The organism is Leclercia sp. UBA2479 (assembly GCF_002341985.1).
In the GTDB taxonomy this organism is placed as follows: domain Bacteria; phylum Pseudomonadota; class Gammaproteobacteria; order Enterobacterales; family Enterobacteriaceae; genus Enterobacter; species Enterobacter pneumoniae.
Map to the genome: position 1 here is coordinate 56,425 of NZ_DDPB01000001.1, position 21,644 is coordinate 78,068.

The 21,644-nt window shown below is 54.9% G+C and carries 21 protein-coding genes; 12 read left to right on the forward strand and 9 right to left on the reverse strand.

The annotated features are described in order from the left end of the window. Positions 1-21 precede the first annotated feature (21 nt). A complete protein-coding gene (locus B3B59_RS00265; protein WP_046886285.1) occupies positions 22-630 on the reverse strand; it encodes a glutathione S-transferase in 609 nt (202 codons plus the stop codon). Positions 631-1,146: 516 nt separating this feature from the next. Between B3B59_RS00265 and B3B59_RS00270 the strand changes: the two genes are divergently transcribed. From B3B59_RS00270 to trmL, 8 genes are all read left to right on the forward strand, one after another. After that, a complete protein-coding gene (locus B3B59_RS00270) occupies positions 1,147-3,054 on the forward strand; it encodes a PTS mannitol transporter subunit IICBA (RefSeq protein ID WP_040077872.1) in 1,908 nt (635 codons plus the stop codon). Positions 3,055-3,156: 102 nt separating this feature from the next. Then, entirely contained in the window at positions 3,157-4,305 is a 1,149-nt protein-coding gene (gene mtlD / locus B3B59_RS00275; protein ID WP_286807857.1) for a mannitol-1-phosphate 5-dehydrogenase, read from the forward strand. Further along, the gene (gene mtlR, locus B3B59_RS00280) at positions 4,302-4,892 is read left to right on the forward strand and encodes a mannitol operon repressor MtlR (RefSeq protein WP_040077870.1); all 591 of its coding nucleotides are present in this window, start codon (positions 4,302-4,304) and stop codon (positions 4,890-4,892) included. Before mtlD ends, mtlR begins: the two co-directional genes overlap by 4 nt. 59 nt (positions 4,893-4,951) lie before the next feature. Further along, positions 4,952-5,314 carry a YibL family ribosome-associated protein gene (locus B3B59_RS00285; RefSeq protein WP_046886287.1) on the forward strand — a complete coding sequence of 121 codons (363 nt, stop codon included), beginning with the start codon at positions 4,952-4,954 and terminating at the stop codon, positions 5,312-5,314. A 319-nt stretch (positions 5,315-5,633) separates the two neighbouring features. Continuing rightward, positions 5,634-7,289 carry an L-lactate permease gene (gene lldP, locus B3B59_RS00290; protein WP_040077868.1) on the forward strand — a complete coding sequence of 552 codons (1,656 nt, stop codon included), beginning with the start codon at positions 5,634-5,636 and terminating at the stop codon, positions 7,287-7,289. Next, positions 7,286-8,059: a transcriptional regulator LldR gene (gene lldR / locus B3B59_RS00295; RefSeq protein ID WP_040077867.1), complete on the forward strand. Its 774-nt coding sequence runs from the start codon at positions 7,286-7,288 to the stop codon at positions 8,057-8,059. Before lldP ends, lldR begins: the two co-directional genes overlap by 4 nt. Next, positions 8,056-9,243, forward strand: a complete 1,188-nt coding sequence (gene lldD, locus B3B59_RS00300; protein ID WP_040077866.1) for an FMN-dependent L-lactate dehydrogenase LldD — start codon at positions 8,056-8,058, stop codon at positions 9,241-9,243. The genes lldR and lldD overlap by 4 nt, the downstream gene beginning before the upstream one ends. A 43-nt stretch (positions 9,244-9,286) precedes the next feature. After that, on the forward strand, positions 9,287-9,760 hold the full coding sequence (gene trmL / locus B3B59_RS00305) for a tRNA (uridine(34)/cytosine(34)/5-carboxymethylaminomethyluridine(34)-2'-O)-methyltransferase TrmL (RefSeq protein ID WP_040077865.1): 474 nt from the start codon (positions 9,287-9,289) through the stop codon (positions 9,758-9,760). Here trmL and cysE read toward each other — a convergent pair. The 5 genes from cysE to B3B59_RS00330 all read right to left on the reverse strand — a co-directional run bounded on the left by cysE (position 9,757) and on the right by B3B59_RS00330 (position 12,941). Beyond that, the gene (gene cysE, locus B3B59_RS00310) at positions 9,757-10,578 is read right to left on the reverse strand and encodes a serine O-acetyltransferase (protein WP_040077864.1); all 822 of its coding nucleotides are present in this window, start codon (positions 10,576-10,578) and stop codon (positions 9,757-9,759) included. The genes trmL and cysE overlap by 4 nt on opposite strands. 132 nt (positions 10,579-10,710) lie before the next feature. After that, a complete protein-coding gene (gpsA, locus tag B3B59_RS00315; protein WP_046886289.1) occupies positions 10,711-11,742 on the reverse strand; it encodes an NAD(P)H-dependent glycerol-3-phosphate dehydrogenase in 1,032 nt (343 codons plus the stop codon). Next, positions 11,742-12,209 (reverse strand): protein-export chaperone SecB, encoded by a 468-nt coding sequence (gene secB, locus B3B59_RS00320; protein WP_014168079.1) that lies wholly within the window; start codon positions 12,207-12,209, stop codon positions 11,742-11,744. The genes gpsA and secB overlap by 1 nt, the downstream gene beginning before the upstream one ends. Before the next feature lie 34 nt (positions 12,210-12,243). After that, the gene (grxC, locus tag B3B59_RS00325) at positions 12,244-12,495 is read right to left on the reverse strand and encodes a glutaredoxin 3 (protein WP_040077862.1); all 252 of its coding nucleotides are present in this window, start codon (positions 12,493-12,495) and stop codon (positions 12,244-12,246) included. A 14-nt stretch (positions 12,496-12,509) separates the two neighbouring features. Next, a complete protein-coding gene (locus tag B3B59_RS00330) occupies positions 12,510-12,941 on the reverse strand; it encodes a rhodanese-like domain-containing protein (RefSeq protein ID WP_046886290.1) in 432 nt (143 codons plus the stop codon). A gap of 247 nt (positions 12,942-13,188) precedes the next feature. Between B3B59_RS00330 and gpmM the strand changes: the two genes are divergently transcribed. From gpmM to B3B59_RS00345, 3 genes are read left to right on the forward strand one after another with little or no spacing between them, the layout of a single operon-like run. After that, positions 13,189-14,733, forward strand: a complete 1,545-nt coding sequence (gene gpmM / locus B3B59_RS00335; protein ID WP_286807858.1) for a 2,3-bisphosphoglycerate-independent phosphoglycerate mutase — start codon at positions 13,189-13,191, stop codon at positions 14,731-14,733. A 33-nt stretch (positions 14,734-14,766) separates the two neighbouring features. Then, on the forward strand, positions 14,767-16,026 hold the full coding sequence (gene envC / locus B3B59_RS00340) for a murein hydrolase activator EnvC (RefSeq protein WP_286807920.1): 1,260 nt from the start codon (positions 14,767-14,769) through the stop codon (positions 16,024-16,026). 3 nt (positions 16,027-16,029) lie between these two features. After that, the gene (locus B3B59_RS00345) at positions 16,030-16,995 is read left to right on the forward strand and encodes a divergent polysaccharide deacetylase family protein (protein ID WP_286807859.1); all 966 of its coding nucleotides are present in this window, start codon (positions 16,030-16,032) and stop codon (positions 16,993-16,995) included. On the opposite strand, the gene B3B59_RS00350 is transcribed toward B3B59_RS00345, so the two are convergent. The 3 genes from B3B59_RS00350 to kbl form a co-directional block, all read right to left on the reverse strand. Next, positions 16,982-18,016 (reverse strand): glycosyltransferase, encoded by a 1,035-nt coding sequence (locus tag B3B59_RS00350; protein WP_286807921.1) that lies wholly within the window; start codon positions 18,014-18,016, stop codon positions 16,982-16,984. The genes B3B59_RS00345 and B3B59_RS00350 overlap by 14 nt on opposite strands. A gap of 241 nt (positions 18,017-18,257) precedes the next feature. After that, on the reverse strand, positions 18,258-19,286 hold the full coding sequence (gene tdh / locus B3B59_RS00355) for an L-threonine 3-dehydrogenase (protein WP_040077852.1): 1,029 nt from the start codon (positions 19,284-19,286) through the stop codon (positions 18,258-18,260). 9 nt (positions 19,287-19,295) lie between these two features. Next, the gene (gene kbl, locus B3B59_RS00360; protein WP_046886295.1) at positions 19,296-20,492 is read right to left on the reverse strand and encodes a glycine C-acetyltransferase; all 1,197 of its coding nucleotides are present in this window, start codon (positions 20,490-20,492) and stop codon (positions 19,296-19,298) included. A gap of 215 nt (positions 20,493-20,707) precedes the next feature. Between kbl and rfaD the strand changes: the two genes are divergently transcribed. Continuing rightward, on the forward strand, positions 20,708-21,640 hold the full coding sequence (rfaD, locus tag B3B59_RS00365; RefSeq protein WP_046886296.1) for an ADP-glyceromanno-heptose 6-epimerase: 933 nt from the start codon (positions 20,708-20,710) through the stop codon (positions 21,638-21,640). Positions 21,641-21,644 lie beyond the last annotated feature (4 nt).

A 21,644-nucleotide genomic window follows, 5' to 3' on the forward strand; every position in this document is an offset into this window, starting at 1 on the left:
CAGGAAGTGTTATAGGCGACATCACGCCTTTGGCGGTTCAGTGCGAGCGAAGCTTTCGCGCTGGAAGAGGGTTTCGGCCAGTTTGACCAGCAGTGGACGCTCGACGCACCAGCCCGGCGAGACGCGGCGGAAATTGAGATAACCAATGGCACAAGCAATGGCAATGGTCGCCAGGTTAACGCTGTCGGTGGCCAGCTTGCCCTCGCGAATCAGGGTTTCGCACCAGTCGAGGCTGCGGCTGATTTTTTCACGCTGACGCAGCAACTCTGTTTCTGATTGCTGTGCGGGCGGGCGGGCCTGCTCACGCACGGAGGCCAGAGCCGCATCCATAATGCCGTCGGCCAGCGCTTCGATCTGGCGGATGTAGAGCGCCGCCTTCGGCTCGCGCGGCACCATCGCCGGGGCGATATCCAGCTTTTCTATGTATTCGGCAATGATCGGTGAATCAAACCAGTATTCGCCATCATCCGTCACCAGCGCGGGTACTTTGCCCAGCGGATTGTACTGCGCCACGCCATTGTCGGCGTTATAGGGCTGTTCGTTGATGAACTCGAAGGTGATCCCCTTCTCCAGCAAAAGAATGGAAATCTTCCGGACAAAGGGACTGGTATAACTGCCGATAAGTTTCATTGCCTGCTCCTGTATGCCAACAAAAGGTTAAGTATGGCTCAGGCAAAGAGAAAAAGGCAGGCCACCTCCGTCGGTGAGATTACGGGTGCCAGGCAGAGATCATTCAACTCACAGATAATGTTGCTCACTTTCATACCGTTTAGTTCTCCCATGACAGACTCTGCGCCCGATCACATCCAGAGTAATCTGCATAAAAATATTTTGTGAATTTCATCACAATTCATAAACAAACCAGCGCCAGAACAATGTGACGCAACTCACATTTTAGTCCAGATTCAGCCACTTTATTGACCACTGTATTTTTTTTACACGTCATATTTGTGACGCGGATCACGTCAATAATCTGCGCACCCCCTACATTTACGTGATTGAGATCACACAAAATTCCGCTCGCTGGACACCATAACGATTCAGTGCCAGATTTCACACATTCGAACAGGGCTGGGCTACCTCTGCCACCGCATTAACAACAAACCTCGGGCTACTAGCCTGCGTACACAGAAGAAGGGGTGTTTTATGTCATCCGATTTCAAGATCAAAGTTCAAAGCTTTGGTCGTTTCCTCAGCAATATGGTGATGCCAAACATCGGCGCGTTTATCGCGTGGGGTATCATCACTGCATTGTTCATTCCGACAGGGTGGTTGCCTAACGAAACGCTGGCAAAACTTGTTGGCCCAATGATTACTTACCTGCTGCCACTGCTCATCGGTTATACCGGTGGTCGTCTGGTGGGCGGTGACCGCGGCGGCGTAGTGGGTGCCATCACCACTATGGGCGTGATCGTCGGTGCAGATATGCCAATGTTCCTCGGCGCGATGATTGCCGGTCCTCTGGGCGGCTGGGCGATTAAGAAATTCGACGTCTGGGTAGATGGTAAGATCAAGTCCGGCTTCGAAATGCTGGTGAACAACTTCTCTGCGGGCATCATCGGGATGATCCTCGCGATTCTGGCGTTCCTCGGCATTGGCCCTGCGGTTGAAGTTCTGTCCAAAATTCTGGCGGCAGGCGTTAACTTCATGGTGGCGCACGACATGCTGCCGCTGGCGTCTATCTTTGTTGAACCGGCGAAAATCCTGTTCCTCAACAACGCCATTAACCACGGTATCTTCTCCCCGCTGGGTATTCAGCAGTCGCATGACCTCGGCAAGTCCATCTTCTTCCTGATTGAAGCAAACCCGGGTCCGGGTATGGGCGTGCTGCTGGCGTATATGTTCTTCGGTCGCGGCAGTGCAAAACAGTCTGCAGGCGGCGCGGCGATCATCCACTTCCTGGGTGGTATCCACGAAATTTACTTCCCGTACGTGCTGATGAACCCACGTCTGATCCTGGCCGTTATCCTTGGCGGTATGACCGGCGTGTTCACCCTGAGCGTGCTGGGCGGTGGTCTGGTTTCTCCGGCCTCTCCAGGTTCTATCCTGGCGGTACTGGCGATGACACCGAAAGGCGCTTACTTCGCTAACATCGCCGCAATCTGTGCGGCCATGGCGGTCTCCTTCGTGGTCTCGGCTATCCTGCTGAAAACCAGCAAGGTGAAAGAAGAAGACGATATCGAAGCGGCAACCCGTCGTATGCACGACATGAAAGCGGAATCCAAAGGCGCAACCCCGCTGGCGGCTGGCGATGTCTCTAACGACCTGAGCCACGTGCGTAAAATCATCGTTGCCTGCGACGCCGGTATGGGCTCCAGCGCAATGGGTGCAGGCGTCCTGCGTAAGAAAGTGCAGGACGCGGGCCTGACCAACATCTCCGTCACCAACAGTGCTATTAACAGCCTGCCGGGGGACGTTGACCTGGTTATCACCCACCGCGACCTGACCGAACGCGCGATGCGCCAGGTGCCGCAGGCGCAGCACATTTCGTTGACCAACTTCCTCGACAGCGGCCTGTATACCAGCCTGACCGAACGTCTGGTTGCTGCTCAGCGCCATGAAAGCAACGAAGTGAAAGTGCGTACCAGCCTGCAGGACAGCTTTGACGAGAGCAATGCGCATCTGTTCCGACTGGGCGCGGAAAACATCTTCCTTGGCCGTACTGCTACTACGAAAGAAGAAGCCATTCGCTTTGCGGGTGAGCAGCTGGTTGCCGGCGGTTACGTTCAGCCAGAATACGTTGAAGCGATGCTGGAACGTGAAAAACTGACCCCGACCTACCTGGGCGAATCCATTGCGGTTCCACACGGTACGGTTGAGGCGAAAGACCGCGTGCTGAAAACCGGCGTTGTGTTCTGCCAGTATCCGCAGGGCGTACGTTTCGGTGAAGAAGAAGATGACATCGCCCGTCTGGTGATTGGTATCGCCGCACGCAACAACGAGCACATTCAGGTGATTACCAGCCTGACCAACGCCCTCGACGATGAAACCGTCATTGAGCGTCTGGCTAACACCACCAGCGTTGAAGAAGTGCTGGCGCTGTTGAATAAGTAAGTTCGTTCTCTTCCCTCTCCCCCATGGGGAGAGGGCTAGGGTGAGGGGAAAAGTTCCTCACCCCAGCCCTCTCGGGTAAAAACATTAATGAAGGTTAACACTATGAAAGCATTACATTTTGGCGCAGGTAATATCGGTCGTGGATTTATCGGCAAACTGCTGGCAGACGCGGGCATTACGCTGACATTCGCCGATGTGAATCAGGTAGTCCTCGATGCCCTGAATGCCCGTCATAGCTATCAGGTGCACGTGGTGGGTGAAAACGAACAGGTAGATACCGTGAGCGGTGTTAACGCGGTCAGCAGCATTGGCGACGAGGTCATTGACCTGATCGCTGAAGTCGACCTGGTAACCACCGCCGTTGGCCCTGTCGTCCTGGAGCGTATCGCCCCCGCCGTAGCAAAAGGGCTGGCCAAACGTAAAGCCCAGGGCAATGACGCGCCGCTGAACATTATCGCCTGTGAAAACATGGTGCGTGGTACCTCCCAGCTGAAAGGCCATGTGCTGGCCGCCGTGGCTGAAGAAGATAAAGCCTGGGTTGAAGAGCATGTTGGTTTCGTGGACTCCGCCGTAGACCGTATTGTGCCGCCGTCTGCCTCCGCGACCAATGACCCGCTGGAAGTGACCGTTGAGACCTTCAGCGAGTGGATCGTCGATAAAACCCAGTTTAAAGGCCCCCTGCCCACCATTCCGGGTATGGAGTTGACCGACAACCTGATGGCCTTTGTCGAACGCAAACTCTTCACGCTGAACACCGGGCATGCTATAACCGCCTACCTCGGAAAATTGGCCGGCCATCAGACCATCCGTGACGCGATTCTCGATGAGAAAATTCGCGCTGTGGTAAAAGGTGCCATGGAAGAGAGCGGCGCGGTGCTGATCAAACGCTACGGTTTTGATGCCGAAAAACATGCGGCATACATTCAGAAAATCCTCGGCCGTTTTGAAAACCCGTATCTGAAAGATGACGTCGAGCGCGTGGGCCGTCAGCCGCTGCGTAAGCTAAGCGCAGGCGACCGTCTGATTAAGCCGGTACTGGGCACCCTGGAATATGGCCTGCCTAACAAAAACCTGGTCAAGGGGATTGCCGCCGCCATGCATTACCGTAGCGCAGAGGATCCGCAGGCTCAGGAACTGGCGCAATTAATTAACGATAATGGCCCACAGGCCGCACTGGCGCAGGTATCCGGACTGGATGCAAATAGCGAAGTGGTTGTGGAGGCGGTTAACGTTTACAACGCAACCAAATGATGCAGGAACTGGCGCAGGTCATCCTGCGCCCGGATAAAAGATTGTCAGATATGCAGGCAATAATGGAACAAACCCAGGCCTTTGAAAATCGTGTGCTTGAACGTCTGAATGCTGGCAAAACTGTACGAAGTTTCCTGATTTCCGCCGTCGAGTTACTCACCGAGGCGGTGAATATCCTGGTGCTTCAGGTGTTTCGCAAAGACGATTACGCGGTGAAATATGCGGTAGAACCGTTACTGGACGGCGACGGACCGCTGGGCGATTTATCTGTCCGCCTGAAGTTAATCTACGGTCTGGGCGTTATTAGCCGACCGGAGTACGAAGATGCCGAACTGTTGATGGCCTTGCGGGAAGAGCTAAATCACGACGGCAACGAGTATGGTTTCACCGACGACGAGATCCTCGGGCCGCTGGGTGAGCTACATTGCGTTACGGCTCTTCCCCCGGCGCCGCAGTTCGATACCAGCGATCCTGAGCTTTACGCCATGCAGAAGCAGCGTTATCAGCAGATGGTGCGCTCCACCATGGTGCTCTCTTTAACTGAGCTGATTTCCCGGATCAGCTTAAAAAAAGCGTTTCAGAAGTAAGCCTGCGCACATTGGTGTATCCTTCCCTGTAATCTCCCCCGTTTTTAGAGTTATTTGTGATGAAAGAAGTCGAAAAGAACGAAATTAAACGCCTGAGCGACCGCCTGGATCTGATCCGCCACCAGATGGCTGGCCTCTCGCTGGTTGAGTCCGCCGAGAAGTATGCCGAGCTGGAAAAAGAGACCGCGACGCTGGAAGCCGAAATTGATCGCCTGCGCGCAGTGAAAAACCACAAGCTGAGTAAAGAAGCGCAGAAGCTGATGGACATGCCGCACCGCCGCCCGATCACCAAAAAAGAGCAGGCTGATATGGGCAAGCTGAAGAAAAGCGTTCGTGGTCTGGTCGTCGTGCACCCGATGACTGAACTTGGCCGTGAAATGGGCCTGAAAGAGATGACCGGCTTTTGTAAGACGGCATTCTGATAATTTCCCCTCCCTCTCTTCCTAAAGAGGCGAGGGAACTGCGCCTTTCTCCCCCTTCCGGGGAGAGGGCCGGGGTGAGGGCATCAGGCCTTACCCCGCCCAAAATTGGCCCAACCAATTCCCCCTTTGACTGTCCACTGGTTCACATTTCCATTATTTCCCATCACAAAATCGTTGCCCAATCATAACATCTGGTTAACCATTCATTGTCATTACCCCTACATCACCCTATTGGCAGGACCACTTTTACACGCATTGTGACGTTGAGATGAGCGCAGACTCACCGCGTACAGGGCGGGTGGTCCTCAGGAGACCTGCAATGAGCCTCTGGCAACAAAACTACGATCCGGCCGGCAATATCTGGCTATCGAGCCTGATCGCATCGCTACCCATTCTGTTCTTCTTCTTTGCGCTGATTAAGCTCAAGCTGAAGGGCTACCTTGCCGCGACCTGGACTGTCGCCATCGCCCTGCTGGTCGCGCTGTTCTTTTATAAAATGCCGGTCGATCGCGCGCTGGCTTCGGTTGTCTATGGCTTCTTCTACGGTCTATGGCCCATCGCATGGATTATTATTGCCGCCGTATTTGTCTATAAAATCTCGGTAAAAACCGGTCAGTTCGACATTATCCGTTCGTCGATTCTCTCCATCACACCGGACCAGCGCCTGCAAATGCTGATTGTCGGCTTCTCTTTTGGGGCATTCCTGGAGGGGGCGGCTGGCTTTGGCGCGCCGGTGGCCATCACCGCAGCCCTTTTGGTAGGTTTAGGCTTTAACCCGCTCTATGCCGCCGGTCTCTGTCTGATCGTTAACACCGCGCCGGTCGCCTTTGGCGCAATGGGGATCCCGATTCTGGTGGCCGGTCAGGTGACCGGGCTGGACAGCTTTGAGATTGGCCAGATGGTAGGACGTCAGCTGCCGTTCCTGACCATTATTGTGCTGTTCTGGATCATGGCGATTATGGACGGCTGGCGCGGCGTGAAAGAGACCTGGCCTGCGGTGATGGTCGCAGGCGGTTCCTTCGCCATCGCTCAGTACCTCAGCTCCAACTTCCTCGGCCCGGAGTTGCCGGACATTATCTCGTCGCTGGTTTCTCTGGTATGCCTGACGCTGTTCCTCAAGCGCTGGCAGCCGGTGCGTATTTTCCGTTTTGCCGATATGGGCGCCTCACACGTCGATCAGACCCTGGCGCGTACCGGTTATACTCCAGGACAAATCATTCGCGCCTGGTCGCCCTTCCTGTTCCTGACGGCAACCGTCACCCTGTGGAGCATTCCGCCGTTTAAAGCCCTGTTCGCCCCAGGCGGCGCGCTGTATGACATGGTGATTAATATCTCCGTGCCCTTCCTCGACAAGATGGTCGCGCGTATGCCGCCGGTGGTTAGCGAGGCGACACCCTATGCGGCGGTCTATAAGTTCGACTGGTTCTCCGCCACCGGTACGGCCATCCTGTTTGCCGCTATTCTTTCTGTGGTGTGGCTGCGCATGAAGCCTGCCGCCGCGGTGCAGACGTTTGCCAGCACGCTGAAAGAGCTGGCGCTGCCGATCTACTCCATCGGGATGGTTCTGGCGTTCGCGTTTATCTCGAACTACTCCGGGCTGTCGTCGACGCTGGCCCTGGCCCTGGCGCATACCGGGCACGCGTTTACCTTCTTCTCGCCGTTCCTCGGCTGGCTGGGTGTGTTCCTGACCGGGTCAGATACCTCGTCCAACGCCCTGTTTGCTGCGCTACAGGCGACGGCGGCCCAGCAGATTGGCGTCTCCGACGTCCTGCTTGTCGCGGCTAACACGACCGGCGGGGTGACCGGCAAAATGATCTCGCCGCAGTCCATCGCTATCGCCTGTGCGGCGGTAGGCCTGGTGGGCAAGGAGTCCGATTTGTTCCGCTTTACCGTCAAACACAGCCTGATATTCACCTGTATGGTGGGCGTGATCACCACGCTACAGGCCTACGTCTTAACCTGGATGATTCCATGATAGTGATGCCCAGACGTCTTTCCGACGAGATTGCCTCTCGCGTAAAGACGCTGATTAAAGAACAACAGCTGGAGGCGGGCATGAAATTGCCCGCCGAGCGCCAGCTGGCAGCCCAGCTTGGCGTTTCGCGTAACTCGTTACGTGAAGCCCTGGCGACGCTGGTGAATGAAGGGGTGCTGCTGAGCCGTCGTGGCGGCGGCACTTTTGTGCGCTGGCAGCATGATGACTGGTCGGAACAAAACATTGTTCAACCGTTAAAAACGCTGATGGAGAACGATCCGGACTACAGCTTCGATATCCTGGAAGCGCGTCACGCGATCGAAACCAGCACGGCATGGCATGCGGCCATGCGGGCGACGGAGGCCGACAAAGAGAAGCTTAAAGCCTGCTTCGACGCGACGCAAAGCCCCGACCCGGATATCGCCTCCCAGGCGGATGTCCGTTTTCACCTTGCCATTGCTGAAGCCTCGCACAACGTGGTGCTGCTGCAGACCATGCGCGGTTTTTTCGACCTGCTGCAATCCTCCGTGAAGCAGAGCCGCCAGCGTATGTATCAGGTGCCGCCGGTCTTTGCCCGCCTGACTGAGCAGCACGAGGCGGTGCTGAACGCCATTCTGAACGGAGATGCCGAAGCGGCGCGCAAGGCGATGATGGCGCATCTGGGCTTTGTCCACACCACCATCAAACAATTCGATGAAGATCAGGCCCGACAGGCGCGTATTACCCGTCTGCCTGGCGACAACGACACTACCAGGGAGACCAAAGCATGATTATTTCCGCAGCCAGTGACTACCGCGCCGCAGCGAAGCGCATCCTGCCCCCGTTCCTGTTTCACTATATCGACGGCGGTGCTTATGCCGAATACACGCTGCGCCGTAATGTAGAAGACCTGTCGGAAGTGGCCCTGCGTCAGCGCGTGCTGAAGAATATGTCCGATCTTAGCCTCGAGACAACGCTGTTTAACGAAACGCTCTCGATGCCGGTGGCTCTGGCGCCGGTGGGTTTGTGCGGCATGTATGCCCGGCGTGGAGAGGTGCAGGCCGCGGCGGCGGCCGATGCGAAAGGTATTCCCTTTACCCTCTCCACCGTTTCCGTCTGCCCCATTGAAGAGGTGGCGCCGACCATTAAGCGCCCGATGTGGTTCCAGCTGTATGTCCTGCGCGATCGCGGTTTTATGCGCAACGCGCTGGAGCGCGCTAAAGCGGCCGGCTGTTCGACGCTGGTCTTTACGGTGGATATGCCCACCCCCGGCGCGCGCTATCGTGATGCCCACTCAGGTATGAGCGGCGCCAATGCAGCGATGCGTCGCTACTGGCAGGCTGTGACCCATCCTCAGTGGGCATGGGATGTGGGACTTAACGGCCGTCCACACGATCTGGGGAATATCTCTACCTATCTGGGGAAACCCACCGGGCTGGAGGATTACATCGGCTGGCTGGCGAATAACTTCGATCCCTCCATCTCCTGGAAAGACCTGGAGTGGATCCGTGAATTCTGGGACGGCCCGATGGTGATCAAAGGGATCCTCGATCCGGAAGATGCCCGCGATGCGGTCCGTTTTGGTGCCGATGGCATTGTGGTCTCTAACCACGGTGGCCGCCAGCTGGATGGGGTGCTCTCTTCAGCACGGGCATTGCCTGCCATTGCCGACGCGGTGAAAGGGGATATCGCCATCCTGGCCGACAGTGGCATCCGCAACGGGCTGGATGTGGTACGCATGATTGCGCTGGGCGCAGACAGCGTGCTGCTGGGGCGCGCTTATCTCTATGCGCTGGCGACGCACGGCCAGGCGGGCGTGGCGAATCTGCTGAACCTGATCGAGAAAGAGATGAGGGTGGCGATGACGCTAACTGGCGCGAGGTCGATTAGTGAGATCAGCAAAGACTCTCTGGTGCAAGAGTTGAGTAAGCTTCCGGCTGCACTGGCCCCCTTGTCGCAGGGCGACGCGGCGTAGTGAAAATGCTATCCTGCCCCCCGCAAATAAGGGGGCAGTCAGCATGCTTAACATCGTACTCTTCGAACCAGAAATTCCGCCGAATACCGGCAATATCATCCGCCTGTGCGCTAACACCGGTTTTCGCCTGCATATCATTGAGCCAATGGGCTTTACGTGGGACGACAAACGCCTGCGTCGCGCGGGGCTGGATTACCATGAATTTACCGCCGTGGTTCGCCATCGGGATCTCGCGGCTTTTCTGGATGCAGAGAAACCCCAGCGCATGTTTGCCCTGACCACCAAAGGTACGCCAGCGCACAGTGCCGTGAGCTATCAGCAAGGGGATTATCTGCTGTTTGGCCCAGAGACGCGCGGCCTGCCCGCAACGATTCTGGATGCGCTGCCTGCTGAGCAAAAAATTCGTATTCCGATGATGCCGGACAGCCGCAGTATGAACCTCTCTAATGCGGTGTCGGTGGTGGTTTATGAAGCCTGGCGCCAGCTAGGTTATGCCGGCGCCATCCTCAGAAGTTAAATGCCATCACCATACTCAAAGGTATGGTGAATACCGTTGAAGAACTGATCCATATCCATCGCCGGCTTGTCGCTATCGGGCTTGCCGACAATACGCGCCGGAACGCCTGCGGCGGTGGTATGAGGAGGAACAGGTTGCAATACCACTGAGCCGGCACCAATTTTCGCACCGCGCCCCACTTCGATATTCCCCAGAATCTTCGCCCCGGCACCAATCATCACCCCTTCACGAATTTTCGGGTGGCGATCGCCGCTGGTTTTACCGGTACCGCCCAGGGTCACCGACTGCAGGATCGAAACATCATTTTCGATCACCGCCGTTTCACCCACCACAATACCGGTGGCGTGGTCGAGCATGATGCCCCGCCCAATCTTCGCGGCCGGGTGAATATCGACCTGGAAGGTGACCGAAACCTGGTTTTGCAGAAAAATCGCCAGCGCGCGGCGGCCTTCATTCCACAGCCAGTGGCCGATGCGGTAGGCCTGCAGCGCATGAAACCCTTTCAGGTAAAGCAGAGGGGTGGAGTATTTATCCACCGCCGGGTCACGCGTGCGTACAGCCTGAATATCACAGGCGGCAGAGGCGATCATTTCCGGGTCGGCGGCATAGGCCTCTTCGACCACTTCGCGAATGGCAATGGCGGGCATAATGGCGGAAGACAATTTATTGGCGAGCATATAACTCAGGGCACTGCCAAGATCTTCATGCTTGAGGAGCGTCGCGTGATAAAAGCTGGCCAGCATAGGCTCACAGTCGGCCAAAGCCCGGGCTTCGGCTTTAATATTGTTCCAGACGATATCCAGTTCTTCACACGGCATTGCTTACTCCAGACGTAATGGTACGACCGGCCAGTCTCTGCTGGCCGTGTCGTTGGATGACAAAGGATCCCTGCGATTATCCCCGACCGACATCAGGCTGCAGGGTTATTGGTTATTACCCTGCGGCCCCGGTTATTTCGGGGAGGCTTCGTTGCTGCGCTCGTCCTTTCGCGCACGACCTAATAAGGTCAATGCTGCCTCGCGCGCATTTTTTCCGCAATACAATACCTGATAAATTTCCTCGGTTATTGGCATTTCGACACCAAAACGGTGCGCCAATTCGCGAACTTCTTTGGTATTGCGGTAGCCTTCAACCACCTGACCAATCTTCTCCTGCGCGCCCGTGACATCCATGCCCTGTCCGAGCATCATGCCGAAGCGGCGGTTACGTGACTGGTTGTCGGTGCAGGTAAGCACCAGGTCGCCCAGCCCCGCCATGCCCATAAAGGTTGTAGGATCGGCACCCAGCGCAGCGCCCAGTCGGGACATCTCGGTCAGGCCACGGGTGATCAGCGCTGTTCGCGCATTGGCACCAAAGCCAATACCGTCGGACATCCCGGCACCGATGGCAATCACATTCTTCACCGCACCACCCAGCTGCACGCCGATAAAATCGGGGTTACTGTAGACACGGAAGCTCTTACCGCAGTGCAGAAGCTGCTGCAAATCGTCGGCAAAAGTCTCATCGGTGGACGCCAGAGAGATGGCCGTAGGCAGACCCGCTGCCAACTCTTTCGCAAATGTCGGACCGGAGATCACCGCCAGCGGTATCTCATCCCCCAGCGCTTCGCGCGCCACATCCTGCAGCAGACGTCCGGTTTCGGCTTCCAGCCCTTTGGTCGCCCAGACGATACGCGCATCGGCTCGCATCAGCGGTTTTATCTGACGCAGAACCTGGCCAAACACATGGCTGGGTACCACAACCAGAATGTTACGGCTGGCCGCCAGCGCCGTCGCGAGGTCGCTTTCAAGGTGCAGTGAGTCGGGGAAAGGCACATCAGGGAGGAACGCCACGTTACAGCGATCGGCTTGCAACGTTGCGATATGTTTTGGGTCATGGCCCCAGAGCACAACCTGGTGGCCATTTCTTGCCAGAGTAATGGCAAGAGCGGTGCCGTAAGAGCCGGCACCGATCACAGTCATTGACGCATTAACAGTACTCATCAGGCATCCTGATGTTGTTCAGTACCTTCGCCAGCTTGCTGCTGCAGATAGTTCATGAACAGCGCATCGAAGTTCACCGGCGCAAGGTTCAGTTGCGGGAATGTACCACGAGAAACCAGGCTGGTAATGCACTCACGGGCATACGGGAACAGAATGTTCGGGCAGTATGCACCCAGGCAATGCGCCATCTGGTTGCCTTCAATGCCACCGATAGAGAAGATACCACCCTGCTGTACTTCACACAGGAACGCCGTTTCTTCGCCCAGAGAAGCAGTTACGGTCACACGCAGCACGACTTCATACACGTCATCCGCCAGTTGGGTGGATGCGGTATCAAGATCAAGTTTAACCTCTGGCTGCCAGTCTTTCTGGAAAACATGCGGCGCATTTGGAGCCTCAAACGAGACATCCTTGGTATAAATGCGCTGGATCTGGAAAGTCATTTCGGTGTTGTTTTGTTCTGACATGAAAAAAACCCTTTTTTTATTGTCTTAAAACGCCTTAGCGCAGCAGAGGATCAAGCCCGCCGCGCGCGTCGAGCGCATATAAATCATCACAGCCGCCAATGTGCTGCGCATCGATAAAAATCTGCGGAACCGTCGTGCGGCCACTTCGCTTAATCATCTCTTCACGCTTCGCGCCGTCGCCATCAATCGGCAACTCCTGGAAAGAGACACCTTTGCTGTCCAGCAGCGCTTTTGCGCGATGGCAGAACGGGCAGGTCGCTTTGGTATAGATTTCGATATTGGCCATGACTTAACTCCTGTTTATTTGCCGCGAACCAGAGGCAGATTCTCGCCGCTCCAGCCGGAGATACCCTCTTTCAGGACGCTCACTTTTTCAAAGCCTGCCTTGTAGAGAATATTGGCGGGCTCCTGAGCCTGCATGCCGGTACCGTCCACAACGATAATCGGTTTCTCTTTATGCTTTTCCAGTTCGCCAAAATTGTTTGCTTTGATTTCAGCGGGCAGCAGGTTGATAGCGCCTGCAATGTGCCCTTTACGGAAATCGTCACGCTGACGCAGATCGACAACCACCGCGTCTTCTTTATTAATAAGACGCGTTGCTTCGCCACGAGTGATCACTTTCACTTTAGACGTGAGGCCTTTGAAAGTAGTGAACAGCACAGCGGCCAGTAAACCAATCCACGCGATACAAAGTATGGGGTGGCGGCTAACAAATTGCATAATTTCTTGCATGGGGGGTAACGACTCCCGACTAAGTGAATAAAAAACCAGGACAGGAGTATACCTGCGCGTTGGAGCAAATACAGCCAGCGACACTAAGCTAATCCATTTTCTGCGGCCTGCCACGAAAAAAAAGACCAAAATTGCCCTGAAGAACCTCTGCCCCGCGGGTTTCTTTGATCTTCTGCGGCTATTTGCACGATTCAGCTGTAGTAAAATTACGCAAATTTTTTGTCTATTACGCACAGAGGTTGTCGCAATGTCGGTTTCGAAAAAACCTATGGTACTGGTGATCCTGGATGGCTATGGCTACCGTGAAGAGAGTCAGGATAACGCCATTCTCAACGCCAAAACCCCGGTCATGGATGCACTGTGGGCTAAACGTCCTCATACCTTGATTGATGCTTCCGGTCTGGAAGTTGGTCTGCCGGATCGCCAGATGGGCAACTCCGAAGTCGGACACGTAAACCTGGGCGCCGGGCGCATTGTTTACCAGGATCTCACCCGTCTGGATGTTGAAATTAAAGAACGGACTTTCTTTGCTAACCCGACCCTGTGCGGCGCGGTAGATAAAGCGGTAGCGGCAGGCAAAGCAGTACACATTATGGGTCTGCTTTCTGCAGGTGGTGTGCACAGCCACGAAGATCATATTCTGGCGATGGTCGAGCTGGCGGCAGAACGCGGTGCAGAAAAAATCTATCTTCACGCCTTCCTTGATGGTCGCGATACCCCACCGCGTAGCGCTAAACACTCTCTGCAGCTGTTTGAAGAGAAGTTTGCTGCTTTGGGTAAAGGGCGCGTGGTTTCTCTCATCGGCCGTTACTACGCCATGGACCGCGATAATCGCTGGGATCGCGTTGAGCAGGCCTATGACCTGATGACGCTGGCAAAAGGTGAATTCCAGTTTGCGACCGCCGTCGAAGGCCTGGAAGCCGCTTACGCACGGGATGAAAACGACGAATTCGTGAAAGCGACCGTTATTCGCGCTGAAGGCCAGCCTGATGCCGCCATGAACGATGGCGATGCTTTGATCTTCATGAATTTCCGCGCCGATCGTGCCCGTGAAATTACCCGTGCGTTTGTAAACCGCGATTTCGACGGCTTCGCCCGTAAAAAAGTGGTCAATCTCGACTACATCCAGTTGACCGAATACGCCGCTGACATCAATGCCCCTTGCGCCTATCCCCCTGCTTCGCTGGAGAATACCTTCGGTGAGTGGATGGCGAAGAATGACAAAACCCAGCTACGTATCTCCGAAACCGAGAAATATGCTCACGTTACCTTCTTCTTTAATGGCGGCGTCGAAGAGCCGTTCAGCGGCGAAGATCGTATTCTGATTAACTCCCCGAAAGTAGCGACCTACGATCTGCAGCCTGAAATGAGCTCTGCAGAATTGACTGAAAAACTGGTGGCGGCAATCGAGAGCGGGAAATACGACACCATCATCTGTAACTACCCAAATGGCGACATGGTTGGTCATACCGGCGTAATGGAAGCCGCGGTGAAAGCCGTTGAAGCCCTGGATCACTGCGTTGAGCAGGTCGCGAAAGCGGTGGAAGCGGTGGGTGGACAACTGCTGATCACCGCCGACCACGGCAATGCCGAGCAGATGCGCGATCCGTCTACCGGGCAGGCACATACGGCGCACACGAACCTGCCCGTTCCGCTGATCTACGTGGGTGATAAATCAGTGAAAGCGGTCGAAGGCGGCAAGCTTTCTGACATCGCGCCCACTATGCTGACGCTGATGGGTATGGAAATCCCGAAAGAGATGACTGGCAAGGCGCTGTTCATCGTGGAATAATCCTTCCCCATGAGGGGAAAGGCGATTTTTTCAATCACATGGGTCGTGAAGCCGATACGGTTATCAGTCAGACCTCTGCTTTACGCCAGCGCGCTCAGCGCTGGCGTATTGCTGTGCGCTGCGTCCGCCCATGCGGATGACCGGGATCAGCTTAAATCTATTCAGGCCGATATCGCCGCGAAAGAGCGTGCGGTACGCCAGCAACAACAGCAGCGCGCCGCACTGCTTGCGCAACTTAAGCAGCAGGAAGAGGCGATTTCCGCCGCGACGCGTAAATTGCGCGAAACTCAAAACATCCTCACTCAGCTTAACAAGCAAATCGATGAAATGAACGCGTCGATCGCCAAACTTGAACGCCAGCGCATTAGCCAGGAGCGTAATCTTGCGGCGCAGCTCGACGCGGCCTTCCGTCAGGGCGAACATACCGGCATTCAATTGATTTTGAGCGGTGAAGAGAGTCAGCGTGGCCAGCGTTTGCAGGCCTATTTTGGCTATCTGAACCAGGCGCGTCAGGAGACCATTGCGCAGTTGAAACAGACGCGCGAAGAGGTCTCCTCACAAAAAGCCGAGCTGGAAGAGAAGCAGAGCCAGCAGCAGACCTTGCTCTACGAACAGCAGGCGCAGCAGGCGAAGCTGGAGCAGGCGCGCAACGAGCGTAAAAAAACGCTGAGCGGGCTGGAGTCTTCCATTCAGGCTGGTCAGAGTCAGCTCAGCGAAATGCGCGCTAACGAATCTAAATTGCGTAACAGCATTGCCCGTGCGGAAGCGGCTGCCAAAGCGCGTGCCGAAAAAGAGGCGCGCGAGGCGCAGGCTGTACGCAACAAACAGCAGGAAGCGTCCCGTAAAGGCACCACCTATAAACCAACTGAAAGCGAACGTTCATTGATGTCGCGTACCGGTGGCCTGGGCTCCCCGCGCGGTCAGGCTTACTGGCCTGTACGCGGTACAATTCTGCATCGCTATGGCGAACAACTGCAGGGTGAGCTACGTTGGAAAGGGATTGTTATCGGTGCGTCTGAAGGTAGCGAAGTGAAAGCCATTGCCGATGGCCGCGTAATTCTGGCCGACTGGCTGCAGGGTTACGGGCTGGTGGTAGTGGTGGAACACGGTAAAGGCGATATGAGTCTTTACGGCTATAACCAGAGCGCTCTGGTCAGCGTGGGCACCCAGGTGCGCGCCGGCCAACCCATCGCCCTTGTGGGCAGCAGTGGCGGTCAGGGCCGCCCGTCACTCTATTTCGAAATTCGTCGCCAGGGTCAGGCGGTCAATCCACAGCCGTGGTTGGGAAGATAAGTTTTGCTTCAATTTCGTCGTATCGTTCTCTCCGTCGCCAGCGCACTGGCGCTGGTTGCACCCGTTTACGCAGGCAAACTTGCCATCGTCATTGATGACTTCGGTTATCGTCCGCACAATGAAAATCAGGTGCTGGCGATGCCTCCCGCTATCTCCGTAGCAGTATTACCGAACGCGCCCCACGCTCGCGAGATGGCCACCAAAGCGCACAATAGCGGTCACGAGGTCTTGATTCATTTGCCGATGGCACCGCTAAGCAAACAGCCCTTAGAAAAAGATACACTGCGCCCGGAAATGAGCAGCGACGAGGTTGAACGCATCATCCGGGAGGCCTACGGCAAAGTACCGTACGCGGTGGGGCTGAACAACCATATGGGCAGCGCCATGACCTCAAGCCTGTTTGGAATGCAGAAGGTGATGCAGGCGCTGGAGCGCTATAACCTCTATTTCCTCGACAGCATGACCATTGGCAACAGCCAGGCGATGCGTGCGGCACAGGGTACAGGCGTGAAAGTGATTAAGCGCAAAGTGTTCCTGGACGATACGCAAAACGAGGCGGATATCCGCGTGCAGTTTAATCGTGCCGTTCAGCTGGCACGCCGCAATGGTTCTGCCATTGCGATTGGGCATCCCCACCCTTCTACCGTGCGCGTATTGCAGCAGATGCTACCGACGCTGCCCTCTGACATTACGCTGGTGCGCCCAAGCAGCCTGTTAAACGAGCCGCAGGTGGATACTTCCACACCCAATATGACGCCGCCGAAAGGCAATGCACCTGACACCCCGCGAAATCCGTTCCGCGGCGTGAATATCTGTAAACCGAAGGGGGCGCCTGAGCCGGTATATGCAGACCGATTCTTTAGCGTACTGAGCGACAGCATCGCTCACAGCATGCTGGTGAGCTATTTCCAGCATCAGTGGCAGGGATGGGGGCGATCCCCCGGTAGCAAAAACGTTAGCGTAGATTGAGCACTTTGCGGGTAATACGGTGGGGCGACAGCGTTTTGTCGCGCCATTTCCACAGGCGATATGTCCACAGCATCGCCTGCCAGGCCAGTTTCACGCTGCGCACGTTCATAACCATACGTTTATACATCCCGGAAGCATAAATCTCAGCAATCATACGTTGGCGCGTTGAGATATCTTTTTCTTTACGTACGCAGTGGCATACGCGCAATGCTTCATAGGTGATTTGCTGATGAAACTCAGGATAAATCGTAATGCGATTTGCATAGTCACGATTTAATTTCTCAAGTAATCGTGTGATCTTCATATAATGACGCTGGTAATTAAGGTTTTTATCCCCTTGTCTTTTAAGACGACTTACTGACTGGTCATGTAAAAAATATTTATATAAAGATTCTTCGGTATATCTTGCGCGGACAGCGTTAAACATAAATTCAGTGGTCCACACAATGTCCTGATGGTGTAAACCCGGAACAAACATAATTTTGTTTTTGAGAATAACCTCACGCCGATATACACCCATCCAGACAACATGCGTCCAGCGGCGTGATGCCAGTGCCATGCGCAACCAGTCCGGGCCGGTTAATATACCCGTAGAACGCAGACGATCGGTAGGGATGGATTGCCAGGTACTGCCCGTTTCTCGCACGCACCAGTCAGCATTACACTGGGCGACATCAAGATCGTCCTCCAGCGCCATCTTCATCAGCGTTTCGTACATATGTGGATAGACCAGGTCATCCGCATCGACAAAGGCGACGTAGTCGCCTGTAGCGACGGCAAGCCCGCGGTTACGGGCGACAGAGGCCCCGGCGTTACTCTGATGAATCAGCTTAACGTGGGGGTAGTTTTCAGCATAATATTGTGCAATTTCAACGGAGTTATCTGTAGAACCGTCGTTGACAATAATAATTTCCAGAGCAGTCCATGTTTGCCCGATTAATGATTCCATGCAGGCATTAAAGTCCTTTGCCGCATTGTACAACGGAATAATCACACTGAGCCTGATTGAACTATTCATCATCACTTACCAAATACCCTTGAGGTTACGCGGCATTGTACAGCCCTTATATTAAGAAAGTATTAAGGCTGGCAATGTATGCGGCGTCTAAGTGTAAAGTGTATTGACGTTCAGGTTAGGTAATTAAAATTAGCAGCACAACGAGACAATAACTCAATTACGCAATATTTATGACAAATGACATTTATTTACAACATTTCGGACAAGCCTTATAAGAAAAGGCCGAATAATTCGGCCTTTTTTATTATTTGTCCCAGCTGAGGATGACTTTACCGGATTGACCGGAACGCATGGCGTCGAAGCCTTTCTGGAACTCATCGACAGAGAAGTGATGAGTGATAATCGGAGTCAGATCCAGGCCAGACTGGATCAGCGCCGCCATCTTGTACCAGGTTTCGAACATCTCACGGCCATAAATGCCTTTGATGAAAAGCCCTTTGAAGATGACCTTGTTCCAGTCGATAGACATATCCGAAGGCGGAATACCCAGCATCGCGATACGACCGCCGTGGTTCATGGTGTCGAGCATGGTACGGAACGCTGGCGGCGCGCCGGACATTTCCAGACCGACGTCAAAACCTTCGGTCATACCCAGCTCTTCCATGACGTCATTCAGACTTTCTTTCGAAACATCTACCGCGCGGGTCACGCCCATTTTACGTGCCAGCGACAGGCGATACTCATTCACGTCAGTGATAACAACATTACGCGCACCCACGTGCTTCGCAACCGCAGCCGCCATAATCCCAATCGGGCCGGCACCGGAGACCAGCACATCTTCGCCCACCAGGTCGAAAGAGAGGGCGGTATGGACCGCGTTACCGAACGGGTCGAAGATGGAGGCCAGATCGTCAGAGATGTTGTCCGGGATTTTGAAGGCGTTGAACGCCGGGATCACCAGATATTCTGCGAAACAACCCGGACGGTTCACGCCTACACCGACGGTATTACGACACAGGTGCGTACGTCCACCACGGCAGTTACGGCAGTGGCCGCAGGTAATATGACCTTCGCCAGAGACGCGGTCGCCAATTTTGAAGCCTTTGACTTCCTGCCCGATACCGACCACTTCGCCCACATATTCATGACCTACAACCATCGGCACCGGGATGGTCTTCTGTGACCACTGGTCCCAGTTGTAGATATGAACGTCTGTGCCGCAGATGGCGGTTTTACGAATTTTGATCAGCAGATCGTTATGACCGACTTCCGGCTCCGGCACGTCGGTCATCCAAATCCCTTCTTCCGCTTTCAGTTTGGATAACGCTTTCATTACACGTCCTCAGGCAATTACGCCCAGCTGTTTACCGATGCGGGTAAAGGCTTCTACCGCACGTTCAATTTGTTCAGGCGAATGCGCCGCAGACATTTGGGTGCGGATGCGCGCCTGACCTTTTGGCACCACCGGGAAGAAGAACCCGGTAACGTAAATTCCTTCTTTTTGCAGCTCGCGAGCAAAGTTCTGTGCCACCACCGCATCGCCCAGCATCACCGGGATGATCGCGTGGTCAGCACCCGCCAGGGTAAAACCTGCCGCACTCATTTTCTCGCGGAATAGACGAGCGTTGGACCACAGACGGTCGCGCAGTTCGCTGCCCGCTTCTACCATCTCCAGCACTTTGATAGAGGCCGCAACAATCGCCGGGGCCAGCGAGTTGGAGAACAGATACGGGCGAGAACGCTGACGCAGCCACTCCACCACCTCTTTACGCGCAGCGGTATAGCCGCCGGACGCGCCGCCGAGCGCTTTGCCCAGCGTACCGGTGATGATGTCCACGCGGCCCATCACCTCACAGTATTCGTGCGAGCCACGGCCATTCTCACCTACGAAGCCGACGGCGTGAGAGTCATCAACCATTACCAGCGCGTCGTATTTGTCCGCCAGGTCGCATACGCCCTTCAGATTGGCGATCACGCCGTCCATAGAGAATACGCCGTCGGTGGCAATCAGCACATGGCGAGCGCCGGCTTCACGCGCCTCTTTCAGACGGGCTTCCAGCTCAACCATGTCGTTGTTGGCGTAACGGTAACGCTTCGCTTTACACAGGCGCACACCGTCAATAATGGAGGCGTGGTTCAGCGCGTCGGAAATGATTGCATCCTCTGCGCCAAGCAGCGTCTCAAAGAGACCACCGTTAGCATCGAAACAGGAGGAGTACAGAATGGAATCTTCCATCCCGAGGAAGTTCGCCAGCTTTTGCTCAAGCTGCTTATGGCTATCCTGCGTGCCGCAGATGAAGCGCACGGAGGCCATACCGAAACCGTGGGAGTCCATGCCATTTTTGGCTGCGGCAATCAGCTCAGGATGATTCGCGAGACCTAAGTAGTTGTTGGCGCAGAAGTTGATCACATGGCTGCCGTCGGCAACGGTGATATCGGCCTGCTGAGCAGAGGTAATAATACGCTCTTCTTTGAACAACCCTTCCGCACGTGCGGTCTCCAGGTCGCTGTTTAACTGTTTGTAAAAATCCCCACGCATTGCAATTCTCCAGACTCGGCAAATTTTGGCACATATTACCCAAAGCTATACGGGGATACGAGATGACGCATCATCTGTTGTCGTTTTTGCAGCATAAATCACGTGTATCCCTGCGGTGTATCGGTGAATGGCTGAAGGGTCGCCATACTAATGATATGATAGAACCATTAGCATCCGGGATTGTCCCCGGGCTCCACACTTCAAAGGTTACAGTTATGATCATCGTTACCGGCGGCGCAGGTTTCATCGGAAGTAACATCGTTAAAGCCCTTAATGACAAAGGCATCACCGACATCCTGGTGGTGGACAACCTGAAAGACGGCACCAAGTTCGTTAACCTGGTGGATCTGAACATTGCTGACTATATGGATAAAGAAGATTTCCTTATCCAGATTATGGCGGGTGAAGAGTTCGGCGAGATCGAAGCCATCTTCCACGAGGGGGCATGCTCCTCCACCACCGAGTGGGATGGCAAGTACATGATGGACAATAACTATCAGTACTCCAAAGAGATCCTGCACTACTGTCTGGAACGTGAAATCCCGTTCCTGTATGCCTCTTCTGCAGCAACCTACGGCGGCCGTACATCTGACTTTATCGAATCCCGCGAGTATGAGCAGCCGCTGAACGTCTACGGCTACTCCAAATTCCTGTTTGATGAATATGTCCGTCAGGTGCTGCCTGAAGCAAATTCCCAGATTGTTGGCTTCCGTTATTTTAACGTCTACGGGCCGCGTGAAGGGCACAAAGGCAGCATGGCGAGCGTGGCGTTCCACCTTAACACTCAGCTGAATAACGGTGAAAGTCCGAAACTGTTCGAAGGCAGCGACGGCTTCAAGCGCGACTTTGTCTACGTGGGCGATGTGGCAGCGGTGAACCTGTGGTTCTGGGAAAACGGCGTGTCCGGTATCTATAACCTGGGTACAGGCCGCGCAGAGTCCTTCCAGGCGGTCGCTGACGCCACGCTGGCATACCACAAAAAAGGCAGCATTGAATACATCCCGTTCCCGGACAAACTGAAAGGCCGCTACCAGGCGTTCACGCAGGCTGACCTGACAAACCTGCGTAAAGCGGGGTACGACAAGCCGTTCAAGACCGTTGCCGAAGGGGTAACGGAATATATGGCCTGGCTGAACCGCGACGCGTAAGGCA